This is a genomic window from Neobacillus sp. NPDC058068 (genome assembly GCF_042885335.1).
In the GTDB taxonomy this organism is placed as follows: Bacteria; Bacillota; Bacilli; order Bacillales; family Cytobacillaceae; genus Neobacillus.
This window is the reverse complement of sequence record NZ_JBHVSI010000010.1, coordinates 62,867-76,115: the sequence shown is the minus strand read 5'-3', so window position 1 is coordinate 76,115 and position 13,249 is coordinate 62,867. Positions and strand designations below refer to the sequence as shown.

General features: G+C 40.4%; 13 protein-coding genes. 10 read left to right on the top strand and 3 right to left on the bottom strand.

The window, feature by feature from the left end:
- Positions 1–18: 18 nt before the first annotated feature.
- The 7 genes from ACFVSW_RS13180 to ACFVSW_RS13150 all read left to right on the top strand — a co-directional run bounded on the left by ACFVSW_RS13180 (position 19) and on the right by ACFVSW_RS13150 (position 6,226).
- The gene (locus ACFVSW_RS13180; protein ID WP_387316629.1) at positions 19–390 is read left to right on the top strand and encodes an MntP/YtaF family protein; all 372 of its coding nucleotides are present in this window, start codon (positions 19–21) and stop codon (positions 388–390) included.
- Positions 391–543: 153 nt separating this feature from the next.
- The gene (locus ACFVSW_RS13175; RefSeq protein ID WP_387316627.1) at positions 544–1,191 is read left to right on the top strand and encodes a helix-turn-helix domain-containing protein; all 648 of its coding nucleotides are present in this window, start codon (positions 544–546) and stop codon (positions 1,189–1,191) included.
- A gap of 32 nt (positions 1,192–1,223) precedes the next feature.
- Positions 1,224–2,174: an LCP family protein gene (locus ACFVSW_RS13170; RefSeq protein WP_387316624.1), complete on the top strand. Its 951-nt coding sequence runs from the start codon at positions 1,224–1,226 to the stop codon at positions 2,172–2,174.
- Positions 2,175–2,250: 76 nt separating this feature from the next.
- A complete protein-coding gene (locus ACFVSW_RS13165) occupies positions 2,251–3,447 on the top strand; it encodes an FtsW/RodA/SpoVE family cell cycle protein (RefSeq protein WP_387316621.1) in 1,197 nt (398 codons plus the stop codon).
- Positions 3,448–3,636: 189 nt separating this feature from the next.
- Positions 3,637–3,837, top strand: a complete 201-nt coding sequence (locus tag ACFVSW_RS13160) for a cold-shock protein (RefSeq protein ID WP_024027764.1) — start codon at positions 3,637–3,639, stop codon at positions 3,835–3,837.
- 164 nt (positions 3,838–4,001) lie between these two features.
- On the top strand, positions 4,002–4,811 hold the full coding sequence (locus tag ACFVSW_RS13155) for a hypothetical protein (RefSeq protein ID WP_387316618.1): 810 nt from the start codon (positions 4,002–4,004) through the stop codon (positions 4,809–4,811).
- A gap of 44 nt (positions 4,812–4,855) precedes the next feature.
- Complete coding sequence (locus ACFVSW_RS13150) at positions 4,856–6,226, top strand: MATE family efflux transporter (RefSeq protein ID WP_387316616.1); 1,371 nt, start codon at positions 4,856–4,858, stop codon at positions 6,224–6,226.
- Positions 6,227–6,288: 62 nt separating this feature from the next.
- Here ACFVSW_RS13150 and ACFVSW_RS13145 read toward each other — a convergent pair whose 3' ends face one another.
- Complete coding sequence (locus ACFVSW_RS13145; RefSeq protein ID WP_387316614.1) at positions 6,289–6,486, bottom strand: hypothetical protein; 198 nt, start codon at positions 6,484–6,486, stop codon at positions 6,289–6,291.
- A gap of 245 nt (positions 6,487–6,731) precedes the next feature.
- Here ACFVSW_RS13145 and pepF point away from each other — a divergent pair, with 245 nt between their 5' ends.
- Positions 6,732–8,528 (top strand): oligoendopeptidase F, encoded by a 1,797-nt coding sequence (gene pepF / locus ACFVSW_RS13140; protein WP_387316612.1) that lies wholly within the window; start codon positions 6,732–6,734, stop codon positions 8,526–8,528.
- Positions 8,529–8,617: 89 nt separating this feature from the next.
- Here the strand turns inward: pepF and ACFVSW_RS13135 are convergent, their stop codons facing one another.
- A complete protein-coding gene (locus ACFVSW_RS13135) occupies positions 8,618–8,902 on the bottom strand; it encodes a hypothetical protein (protein WP_387316609.1) in 285 nt (94 codons plus the stop codon).
- A gap of 311 nt (positions 8,903–9,213) precedes the next feature.
- Positions 9,214–9,732, bottom strand: a complete 519-nt coding sequence (locus ACFVSW_RS13130) for a DnaJ domain-containing protein (protein WP_387316606.1) — start codon at positions 9,730–9,732, stop codon at positions 9,214–9,216.
- Between the two features lie 335 nt (positions 9,733–10,067).
- Here ACFVSW_RS13130 and ACFVSW_RS13125 point away from each other — a divergent pair, with 335 nt between their 5' ends.
- Together ACFVSW_RS13125 and ACFVSW_RS13120 are read left to right on the top strand one after the other, a co-directional pair.
- Complete coding sequence (locus ACFVSW_RS13125) at positions 10,068–11,033, top strand: S8 family peptidase (protein WP_387316604.1); 966 nt, start codon at positions 10,068–10,070, stop codon at positions 11,031–11,033.
- Between the two features lie 170 nt (positions 11,034–11,203).
- Complete coding sequence (locus ACFVSW_RS13120) at positions 11,204–13,093, top strand: Xaa-Pro dipeptidyl-peptidase (protein WP_387316602.1); 1,890 nt, start codon at positions 11,204–11,206, stop codon at positions 13,091–13,093.
- Positions 13,094–13,249: the final 156 nt, after the last annotated feature.

Sequence of the window (13,249 nt, the reverse complement as noted above, 5' to 3'; positions counted from 1 at the left end):
TTTATCAGAATTATATTATTGGCTGTATCACGGAAGAAGGCTTTAGACACAAGGCAAGAGCAGGCCAATCCCTCTTCAGGATTCTTTAAGAATCCTGAAGAGGCTGATGTCGATAACTCAAGAGAAATTGGCTGGTTAGAAGCGGTAAATCCAGGTGTGGCATTATCAGCGAATGCTCTTACGAATGGCTTAGGTGCCGGGCTTCTCGGTTTTTCTCCGCTTGCTATTTCACTTACCGCAGCGATTGGCAGTATTATCAGTGTTTGGACCGGAGTGAAGTTAGGCCATAAATTAGCTGCCGTCCGTATTGGTTCTTTTACACTAGGGGAATTTGGAACCATCATTAGCGGGATTATCATTTTAATCATTGCCGTTACAGCTTTCTTTTAAATTTTTCTAAATTGCCATTTTTGTTGACAAAATGTCAATTATCCGGTATATTCCACAATGATACAACTTTATTAATCTAAAAAAATAGTAAAAAATTCATTTTCTTATGTGAATAACAAGCTGAATTTTTCTGGTTGAAGGGGATAGAAGAGTATGGCGGATCAACCTAAAACGAGTAAACTTGGTTTATTGTTAAAAGAATTACTGAAGGAACGGTCATTATCAATGAGAAAGCTTAGTGAGCTTACTAACATTGATACAGCAACCATTTCAAGGATTATTAATGGAAAACGAAGGGCCAATCCTGAACATTTACAAAAAATCGCCGACTGCCTTAAAGTTCCAATCACTAATTTATTTGTAGCTGCCGGGTATCCGGTAGACCAAGGTCAGGAACAGCAGAGTTCAGATATTCACTCGTCGATTGACAGCATTCAAAGCATTCTCGAATCAACTGAATTGAACAACAAAACGTTTTCGATTGAGTCGGTTGAACAGCAATTGGCAAAATATCAACAATATGCAGAGACCGACGAGGGAAAAGAGACTATTCTTACTGGCTTTAAGAAAAAGCTGCGAAAAGTCGGCAGTATTGGTCCGTTTATCAGTCAGTTAAAGGAAATGTTTGAGCGGTTTCGCTTAAAGAAGGGTACTCCTTTTGAGCTAGCTATCATTGGCAGTGTGCTCATATATTTTATTATTTCGGTAGATGTGATCCCGGATTACATTTTTCCGATTGGCTATGTAGACGATGCAGTCGCCGTAAAACTTGGTTTAGATTTATTATCCAAAAATGCTTAAAACAAAAATGATATTGACAGGTGATAGGTGAAATGGAAAACAGAGTTAGAACAAAAAAGAAACGAAAATGGCTTAGAAACAGCCTTTTAACCCTGCTACTATTATTTATATCCGTCGTAATTTATTGTGTCTATCAATATAAAAATGGCTTAGCAGAAGCTAGTAATGGGAAGCATATGGACGAACAAACATCGTATGATGACTTCCAAGGCGCTGAACCTCAATTTGGCGAGATTAATATTTTATTGCTTGGCAGTGATTCGCGCGGTGAGGAGCATGCACGTTCTGATACCTTAATGATTGCTCACTATAATCAAAAAACACATAATATGAAGGTCGCTTCGATTATGAGGGATTCGTATGTCGATATTCCCGGACATGGCAAGAAAAAAATCAATGCGGCTTTTGCCCTTGGCGGCCCAGAATTAGTCAGGAAAACGATTAAGGAAAATTTTGATGTCGATATTAATTACTACGCCATTGTCGATTTTGAAGGGTTTTCAAAAATCGTTGACCTCGTTGCCCCTGACGGTATTGAAGTGGATATACCACATGAAATGTCCTATGGAATTGGGATGACACTTCTTCCTGGTAAACAAATATTACATGGGGATAAATTATTAGGCTATGTGCGCTTTCGTCATGATCGCTTAAGTGATTTCGGCCGGGTGGAAAGACAGCAAGAAGTAGTTTCAAAACTCAAAGAACAAGCAGTCGGTGTCCATAGTTTATTAAACCTGCCAAAAATCCTTGGGATGGCAACACCGTACATTGATACAAATGTCGATACGCCAACGATTCTATCAATTGGGAAAGGGTTAATTTCTGGCGACTCCAAAAAAGTGGAAAGTATTCGGATCCCACTTGAAGATGCCTATGAGGATGAAACGGTTAACGTCGGAGCTGTGCTTAGACTTGATTTAGAAAAAAATAAGCAGGCTTTACGTGATTTCTTGTCATCGTCAGATGGCAGCAGCCAATGAGCAAGGCCCGGATTTTAACCGATGTGTAAGCGGGGCATGCGTAATGGTTGATCAATTTGGTTTGAAGGTGAAATAAATGAACTCAGAAACAACAATTTTTAAACGATTAGATGGTGCCATCATGCTTATTTTGATGGCCTTTTTTATGATAAGCATCGTATTTATTTATAGCAGTCAGCAGACAGGGCAGTATGGTGCGCAAAACTTCGCCTTGAAACAGGGAATCAATTATTTGATTGGTTTTACCCTTTTATTCATGGTTGCTAAGCTCGATATTGACCAAATTGAAAGGTTAGCGTGGCCTGCTTATATTACGTTATTTGTAGCCATCATTCTATTGCGATTTTCACCGGAAAAGATTGCTCCGGTGATATATGGGGCGAGAAGATGGTATAGCATTCCCCTAATAGGTTCAATTCAGCCTTCAGAATATTTCAAAATAGCATTAATTATTCTGGTTGCCAGACTCATTTCAAGGCATAATGCAACGCATTTTCTTAGAACAGTTCAAACTGATTTATTACTTGTGGGGAAAATTCTGCTTGTAACGATTCCACCCTCCTTGTTTGTCTATCAGCAGCCAGATACAGGGATGGTCTTTCTCTATTTTATTGCAATTGCGAGCATGCTGTACTTAGCAGGTCTAAAAAGGAAGTTAGTGGCTGTTTTTGTTCTGGTGCCAACCCTTATTGCCGGGGTGCTCGTTTATTTGTATTTCTACCAGCCGGACATCATTTATAAAGATTTAATTCCTTTGTTAAAGCCGCATCAGCAGGAGCGGATTATCGGGTGGCTGGATCCTACAGGGGATAGTAAAGGAGCCTATCAAAGCCAAAAATCCTTGCTAGCTGTAGGGAGCGGTGAATTTGTAGGAAAAGGATACATGCAGGGGAATGTTTATATTCCTGAGAAACACACTGACTTTATCTTTGCAACTGTAGCAGAAGAAGGCGGTTTTCTTATTGCTGCGTTCGTTGTACTTTTATTTATGCTCCTGCTCTATCGAATTATTAGAATCGGGCATAAATCACAAACCTCTTTTGGTACATATATTTGTGCGGGAATTACCTTTAGTATGTGTGTGCAAATTTTCCAAAATATCGGAATGGTCGTAGGGATCATGCCGGTTAAAGGGATAGCCCTGCCCTTTTTAACGTATGGCGGCAGCTCCTTGTTTTCTAATATGATTTTATTGGGAATGATCTTATCAATACGAAAAACGTTTGGTTTATATATGTTTGGAAAAACAAAAGAGGAATCGAAACTATCTTAAAGAAATAAAAATCTTGTCCCAGTGCTTATTAATTTATTAGGTTGCATTATCCAATAGCATCTGTTATAGTTAAGTAGAATTATTTTTGTCTGGTCGGAAAGAACGATAAAGTGAAACTGCTTTCTGTCTTGAAGATTTGAGCAAGGATAGTAATACATTGTGCACAGCGCACAGCAGGAGGATATACAAATGGAACAAGGTAAAGTAAAATGGTTTAATGCAGAAAAAGGTTTTGGATTCATCGAACGCGAAGCTGGAGACGATGTATTCGTTCACTTCTCAGCAATCCAAGGAGAAGGTTTCAAATCTTTAGACGAAGGCCAAGCAGTAACTTTTGATGTTGAGCAAGGTCAACGTGGACCACAAGCATCTAACGTTCGCAAAGCATAATTTAAACCAACATAAATGAAAAAGACTCTCTCGCAGAGTCTTTTTTTTTTGAAAAAAAAGACTGAGCACTATGTTTTCTGCCGGAGTTCATGAAGCTTATTGTTTTCTCCCTGAAATGGTATAATCAAACCAAATACATAGTGGAAGGAAGTGAAGGAGTAGTTATGGCGCAAGCACATATCGAACAAACAGAGTTAACCCGCTATATTCCGCCGAAAGGGGACTACGAGACTTTTCGTGATGAGGAACATTATAAAGACAAACTGAAGGAGTGGGGACTTTCCTCGGCCAAGGAAGCGAAAAAGGAGTTTTGGTACAAGGATCGAAACTATCAGCGTCAGGTAACCATTAAAGGATATGAAACGTACGGGAGTGGAGGCGGATTTGCTACACTTGTGATTGAGTTTCAAGACGGGAATGTAACTTGTATCCACCCTGCATATTTAAAAGAAATGCAGCAATCCAGTTTTGGAAAAGAAAGCATGTTTACAGTTGAGGACAAAGATCCTGCAACATCAAAACCGGGTGGAGAGGTTACAAAAGAAATCGATCCAGCTAAGGACATAGAATCTCCCAAAAAAGAAGCAGCATCGAAACCTGCAAAAGCAAAAGAAGTGAAACCAAAGAAAGAAAAGGCTCCAAAGCTCGAACTTCCTGCCGATAAAGTTCACTTTACAGCCACTGTCAAACAATTTGCCCAAACTTACAATCCTTTTAATGAAGAAAATGATGAAGTAGTGGTTTTAGAACATGTACAAATTGTTCAGGAATCACCGCTAGAGCTCGGGCTTGCCTGGTGCAGCCACAGCAAAACACTTAAGAAATTCGAACTAGCCCCCGGTGATTTACTTGAATTTGATGGAAAAGTGGTCGCCAAGAAGTTGGCTAAAGGAAAAGATGTGGCTGAAGAATTCGTGGTTGATGCAGCGGTGCTGTACAAAATCAACAATCCATCAAAAATGATCAAGAAATAGGGCAAGGAAGGTCCGTGCTTTAAAATCTTAAGGAGTATCCTGTTATGAATCAAACGTTTACCATCAAAGAAAAGACAAAACAAATTTTTGTATTATTAATTCCAATTTTAATTACCCAGCTTGGCATGTTTTCAATGGTGTTTTTCAACACGATTATGTCAGGCAAATATGATTCCTCCAACCTTGCTGGTGTGGCGATCGGCTCCTCGATTTGGAGTCCGATTTTCATGGGAATCAGCGGGATCTTGCTTGCTGTATCACCGATTGCGGCGCAACGTTTCGGGGAGAAGAAAAACGCAGAGGTTTCCTCAATTGTCAAGCATGGAATCTACCTATCCGTCATCATTGCTGCAGTCGTAATCATCGCAGGTTTTTTCCTGTTAGATCCTCTCTTAGATAAAATGAAGCTGCCCGTCCGTGTGCAAGTAACAGCTTTTGATTATTTGGTTGGCCTCAGTTATGGACTGCTTCCTTTGTTTATTTTTAACGTGCTGCGCTCGTTTATTTATGCACTCGGAAAAACAAGAGTCGTAATGGTCATCCTCCTGTTAGCCTTACCACTCAATTTCTTCTTGAACTATTGTCTCATCTTTGGAAATTTGGGTTTTCCGGAACTCGGCGGAGCCGGGGCGGGGTATGCGACCTCGATTACCTATTGGGCAATAATGGCCATGACTATTTTCATCGTGAAAACACAAGTTCCATTTTCTTTATTTCCTGTGTTTGTCAATATGAAGGAGTTTTCATGGGATAAATGTAAGGAAATTTTAAAAATTGGCGTGCCGATGGGGCTGTCCACCTTTTTTGAAACGAGTATGTTTGCCGTCGTCACGATTCTTTTAAGTAAGTTTAGCGTCACGACAATCGCGGCCTATCAATCGGCGTTAAACATCGTCTCCTTTCTCTATATGATTCCAATCAGTATCTCGATGGCCCAAACGGTTCTTGTCGGATATGAGGTCGGTGCCCGCCGTTATAAGGATGCGAAACAATACAGCTGGCTCGGGATTTACCTAGCGATTTTAAGTGCGGTGATTAGCGGAGTATTTGTCGTTATATGTCGCTACCAGGTTGCCGGATTTTATTCCAATGAAGCAGCGGTCATCAACTTAACGGCGAACTTTTTAATTTTTGCTCTCTTTTTTCAAATTTGTGACGCGATTCAGGTAACAGCGCAGGCTGCGTTAAGAGGGTACAAGGACGTCAATCTTGCCTTTATTATGACGTTAATAGCTTACTGGCTGATTTGCCTTCCGGTCGGTTATCTCCTCGCCCATTTTACTAGCCTAGGAGCTAGAGGCTACTGGCTTGGATTAACTGTTGGATTACTGGCAGCAGGCATCGCTTTATCATTCAGACTGAACTACATTCAAAAACGGAAGTTCGTGGAAGTGAAAATAAAAGAAGTAGTTTAGAAATGCTTGTAATCGCTAAAAATATGAAATGACGCCATTTCCGAAGAAATGGCGTCAATCTTTTAATATAGTTTTTTAGAGCTGAACAATTTCGAAAATAGATTTTGCTGTTTATCGGTAATCATTAGTTCTTCCATTATTAATTTCTCGCGATTATTGGTTATCCAATTCTGTAATTCTTGTTTATCTTTGCAAAGAGTATAATATGTTTCCCCACCTTTTCCAAGTGCGTTGACAACATACCTGCAAGTGTTCCCCATAATGTCCACCTTTAAATAGTAATGTTTAGTATCTATATGGATTATAGCAGGCTTAAAAAATAAGTCCACCACTTTTTTTCAGCAAAATCATCCAAAATTTTATCAGGTTAAATAGACACTAATATTTCATAAGTGTCTTCGGGTGAAGGAAGCGATTTCACATCGAATTGTGATGTTTTATTAAAAAATTTCTAATTGAATCCGTTATAATAAAAATAGCAAACCATTAAAAAAAGAATTGAGGGATGCTTGTGGTGAAAACCTATCAAGCCAGAGCGGAAGTGCCAGAGAAGGAAAAATGGAACATGGAGGACATTTATCCATCGTTAGAAACATGGGAAGAGGACTATCGCGGTATCGAAGAAATGACAACCAAATTAAAACAATATGATGGCGCGATTCAAGATGGAACATCCCTTTATAATTATTTAGCAGAAAAAGAAGAAGTATCGAGCAAATTCAACCTTGTGTATGTGTATGGAATGCTGCAGTCAGATGTGGACACGAGGGATATCGAAGCGCAGTCACTGGTTGACAGGGCCAAGCAGCTAGCTGTCAAACTAAATGCCGCAACAGCATTCTTTATGCCCTATTTATTAAGCCTTGAAGAAAGTACCTTAAAAGAATTTATTCAACAAGAACCACGGCTGGATTACTTTGAAAAGGATCTATTCGAAGCGTACCGTTACAAGAAACATGTCTTAAGTAAGGAAAAAGAAGAAATTCTATCCCATCTAGGGGAAGCACTCTCAGCTCCTAGCCAAACCTATAACATGCTTAATAATGCTGATATCAAATTCGGTGAGGTAACAACGGATGATGGCGATAAAGTGGCATTAACGCGCGGCATGTACTCCAAATTGATTGAAGATGACGACCGAAATAAGCGCCAGGAGGCCTATAAGGCCTATTACCAACCATACCTTCAATTGAAAAATTCGCTTGCCTCCACCTTGGCTGCCAATATTAAAACAAATGTAACCCTGGCACGCCTAAGGAACTATCCTTCAGCATTGGAGAAGGGATTGTTCGGGGACATGGTTCCCAAGGAAGTCTATGAAAATCTGATTGCGGCAACGAAGGCTAATATCGCTCCGCTCCACTGTTATACAGCGATTCGAAAAGAAAAGCTGGCGGTAGAGGAATTGCATCAATATGATCTAAATGTCCCGCTTGTGAACGGGGTGAAAATCGAAATTTCTTATGACGACGCCTATGGCACCATTCTGGAAGCATTAGCGCCGCTTGGCGAAGAATACGTCAACACACTGAAAACATTTAAAGACGCCCGTTATATTGATGTACGGGAAACGCCAGGAAAGCGTTCCGGTGCTTATAATTTAGGGGTTTATGGTGTCCACCCATTTGTCCTGTTAAATCAACATGACGACCTAGACAGTATGTTCACGATGATTCACGAATTCGGTCATGCAATGCATTCCTGGTACTCTAGTTCACACCAGCCTAGAATCTCAGCCGGTTACAGCATTTTTGTCGCCGAAGTGGCCTCAACCGTGAATGAAGTATTGCTGATTAACTATTTACTTAATAAAGAAACAAATGAAGCGATTCGAAAGCATTTACTCAATCATTTTATCGATCAATTTAGAGGAACCTTCTATACACAGGTGATGTTTGCGGAGTTTGAAAAAATCACCCATGAGCTCGCGGAATCAGGCAAGCCGCTAAACGTAGCCGTATTTAATCAAACGTACGAATCGTTATTCAGGCAATACAATGGCGAAGAGGTTGTTTTTGATGATGAAGTCAAATACGGCTGGTCAAGAATCCCGCATTTCTACCGTCCGTTTTATGTATATAAATATGCAACCGGCTATGCCTCTGCTATTCATATTGCCGAGAAGCTGCTTGCCGGTGACCAAGCGACCTTAATGGCCTATTTAGAGTTTCTAAAAAGTGGAAGTTCCGATTATCCACTTGAATTATTAAAGAAAACAGGCGTCGATTTAACCTCGCCAGAACCGATTAACAACGCCTTAAAGCGTTTCGACCAGCTGGTAACAGAATTCGCGTCGCTTTGATATTAACTAATAGGCGGAGAGAATGTCCTTCATATGAGCTATGAAGGACATTACCCGCCAAGCTCAGTTAAAAGCCAACAAATGAATCTTTATCTTTTTCTCTCATCGCTGCTTTCATGGTGGTGTTCCTCTTCAAATTCCTCCGGAGCAAATCCAAACGGTCCTCTTGGCATTGGTTCGGCATGATAAATTAACACTATCGATTCGATTCTTATTGCCAAATTCACCGGACGAATTCTGCCCCTTCTTTCCAAAACAATCACATCCGTACCAACATTTATCAGCCGTCCGCTAAAATCCCTTCGAAGCGTAATAACCTCAACTTCCTTTTTTAGTAATTCATGGGCAATTTGATGAAAATTCGTTTCAGTCATGATCATCATCCTCCTTCACCTTACATTAAATGCAGCTATGTAAAAAGTGGCATCGTTTTTTGAAAAATATTTAGGTAATTGCCCTGATTTTGATACTAAAATGGCTTGTCTAACTATTCGAGGTTTTTTATATTGGCTGTGTTAAAAGAGAATGTTGATTTCCGTTCCAGGCGCTTCGCTTTCCGCGGGGCGGGCGGTGAGCCTCCTCGGCGCTAAAGCGCCTGCGGGGTCTCACCTGTCCCGCTGCTCCCGCAGGAGTCTCGCGCCTTCCACTCCAATCAACATTGTGCTCAAAATCATAAAACCCTTGGTTAAACACCGGATTTCCTGTACTGTTCATAAAACACTTTAAAAAGCCGTTCATCTCCTCCTCGATCAGGATGAAGAGCTTTAAGTAATTTTTTAAACTCTTTTTTTATCAAAGCTTTGTCAGCATCCGGATCTAATCCTAAAAATGCGGAATATGTAAAAGGTGGAGACTCGGATAGAGCATATTCTGCAGTTAACATTTTTTTTAAGCCGCGAACTTTGGATTGTTCGATGCGAATTATACTTTTTAATTCTTCGATTTCCTCTTTTAATTTCTGGTTTTCATGGAACGTTTTTTCCCAGTTTTGATAATCAACGCCAAATTGTTTGCTCTTTTTCTCAATCAGCATTTTTAATATGAATGCTGCTAAATCAGCTGGTTTGATTAAGTAATCAATATTTAAATTCTTCGTCCGCTTAGCTTTAATTTTCCCTTCCAAAATCCAACGTATAACGATCTGTTCGCTATCTGTTATCCCTGCGACCTTTAATTGGACAGTAACTTCTTTTACGCTCAACATGTAATCAACTCATTCTTTTTCGCTAAATAGAAGCAAAATTTATTCTTACAAACTCTCATGTTTTTTTAAAAGGCTAAAATCAATGTATCATACATAAAACCACTATTGTTTTACTGGATTATATAATTTTTATTAAGAATTCTTTTCGAAAGTAACGAATATATCAAAAGCTATACAATGTTACTTATTGCTGCTTGTTTTTCAAATTCGTTATCTATTATGTTAAAAAATCACAAAAAACACTCCAAAGGAATCTGTTTTAATAGATTCAGAATTGTTAAACTATTACTAACAGCATGGGTTGGCTTCAATTAAATCTGTTAGGAGGGAATTAGATGGAGCGAAAAGTACGCTTGATTCCGTACCAGGTGATTGCAGAGTTTGAAGAGGTAACCGAGGTGCCAACAGGGGTGGAATTGATTCAGGCCCCGGAAGTGTGGGGAAAAACAAAAGGGAAGGGGATCACAATCGCCATTTTGGATACTGGCTGTGAGAGTTCCCATCCCGACTTGAAGGATCGAATTATTGGCGGAAGAAATTTCACGAAGGATGACCGCAGTGATCAAACAATCTACAAGGATTACAATGGTCATGGCACACATGTTGCTGGTACGATGGCTGCAACCGCCAATGATCTCGGAGTAATAGGAGTTGCACCGGAAGCAAACCTATTAATAGTTAAGGTTCTTGATAAACATGGCTCCGGACAATATGAGTGGATTATTAATGGAATCTATTATGCGATTGAACAACAGGTGGATATTATCTCGATGAGCCTTGGCGGTCCTGCAGATGTTCCTGAATTGCACGAGGCCATTCAAAAGGCCGTCGCAAGTGGGATTCTCGTTGTTTGTGCGGCCGGAAATGAAGGGGACGGACGGGATTCAACAAACGAGTATTCCTATCCTGCTGCTTATAACGAGGTAATCAGTGTAGGCGCAACCGGACTGGGTCGCCATATCTCGGACTTTAGCAATTCAAATGAGGAAGTAGATTTAGTCGCTCCAGGTGAAAATATACTATCAACTTACCTTAATGGAAAATATGCAAAACTAAGTGGAACGTCAATGGCAACACCGCATGTATCGGGCGCACTCGCGCTGATTAAAGCGATATCGAATCAAGCTTTTGAAAGAAAGCTAACTGAGCCGGAACTATATGCTCAACTGATTAGAAGGACCGTGCCACTAGGAAATTCTCCAAAGCTTGAAGGGAATGGCATTCTATATTTAACGACCATCGATTATTTAGCCAATTTATTAGGTGCAGAGGAAAAACGAGAAGTGCTGAATGTTAATTAATCGATTTTACGAGTAAACTAGCTTTTTAAAAAGACTCTTCTCTATTAAAAGATGTAAGTCCTTTAACCTATTAAATAAAAATCAATAGTGTGAAAATTGGTAATTTATGCACTATTGGCAGATCCCTCCATATCCTACAATTGAATTTAATAGGGTAAAGGAGGGATTTAATGAAAAAGAGAGCGTTTTCTCTAGTAACCACTTTAGTAACAACCATTGCTTTAACGCTATCATCTGTGAATTATACAAATGCGGAAACAGTAGTGCCGAAAAAGAGTCAAGCAGTAAACTCGTTTGCAAATGTAAAATCAGAGGCGAAATATTCCTACAAGGATGCCATCCGCGAGACCGTTTTTGTCCAATCAAGCCTTGACACGGATGAAAACGGGGTTCCTGATCGAATTGCCGTAGACATCATTCGGCCGAAAGAATCTGACGCAGGTCTGAAGGTACCTGTGATTATGGATGCCAGCCCTTACTATGAGAGTTTAGGAAGAGGCAATGAAAGTGAAGTAAAGGACAAAGATAAAGACGGGATTAATGAGAAGTTTCCGCTTTATTATGATAATTATTTTGTTCCAAGAGGATATGCAGTTGTCTTGCCGGATATGGTAGGAACCAACCAATCAGATGGCTGCCCAACCACCGGCGGTTATGAAGAGATTGAAAGTATTAAAGTTGTAATCGATTGGCTTAATGGAAGGGCAACGGCAGTTGATAAAAATAATAACGAGGTAAAGGCCTCGTGGACAACCGGTAATGTTGGGATGATTGGTAAATCGTATGATGGCACATTAGCAAATGGTGTCGCGGCTACGGGAGTAGAAGGCTTAAAAACAATCGTTCCGATTGGCGCAATTAGCAATTGGTATAATTATTACCGCTATGCAGGGCTTACATACTATAATAATGGGCCTGGTGGATTGGCAAGCAGGGTAGTAAACAGTTCCCGGAAAGCAACATGTCAGCATGTGTTCGATCGTGTAAATCAAGCGGCAGATGACGCCACCGGCGACTACAATGATTTTTGGAATGAAAGAAACTATGTTAAAGATATCAAAAACGTAAAGGCCAGTGTCTTCGCCATCCACGGTTTAAATGACTTAAACGTGAAGATGAACCATTTCAATGACTGGTGGGAAGCACTAAATAAGGAGAAAGTGCCTCGCAAACTATGGCTTGCCCAAACAGGCCACGTCGATCCATTTGATTTCCGCAGAGCTGAGTGGGTCGATACGCTGCATCGCTGGTTTGACTACTGGCTCCTTGGCATGAAAAATGGCATCATGGATGAACCTGCTATAGATATTGAACGAGCAGCAGATGTTTGGGAAACCCATGCCTCATGGCCGGAGAAAAATGTGAAATCAACGAAAATTCGCTTTGCACCTGGGGAAAACGAAAATTCACCTGGAGTTTTAACAACTGGTCCGGTAAAAGGAAACTTTACGCAAACCTTTACAGACAATCCGAGGCAAACAGAGACGGCGATGGTCACAAATGAAATGACCGTGAAAAGCGACCGTTTAGTATTCCTCACTGAACCACTGAGCGAGGATGCCCGCATGAGCGGTGTACCGGAAATCTCACTTCGAGCAACTGTAGATAAGGATAATTCCAATTTAACCGTGATGATTGTCGATTATGGAATGGATACAAGGGTCAATCATACCGGAAGTGGAGAAGGAATCAAAACATTGGCAACTGTAAGCTGTTGGGGGGAAAGTTCGGATACAGATAGTGCTTGCTATCGAGAGACAGAAAAAACGTTCCGTACAGCAGCATATGAAATTGTCTCTAGAGGCTGGTTTGATCCGCAAAATTGGAAATCACTATTAGCAACAGATCCACTAAATCCAGGTAAAAATTATAAATTTGAGTGGGGCGCATTGCCTCATGACTATGTCTTTAAGAAAGGCCATCGCATCGGAGTCATTATAGCAGGAAGCTCGTATCAGCGGACACTTCCTTCGGCAACTGGAGCTACTTTCAATGTCCATCTTGGCCAAAGCGTTATAAACCTGCCAATCGTGGAAGGGAAAAAAGGCGTTAATTTTTAAAAGTAAGCTGTGTTGCTAAATCCTCCAATGATTTATTAAACGGTAGACTATGTTCCTCTGTAAATGAAAGCCAGCAGTTTCCCTTTGGAGGCTGCTGGTTTTAAATTTGCTTCCTATGAATCTATCTGTCTAAAAAAAGAGGTAATTCCCAAGGGG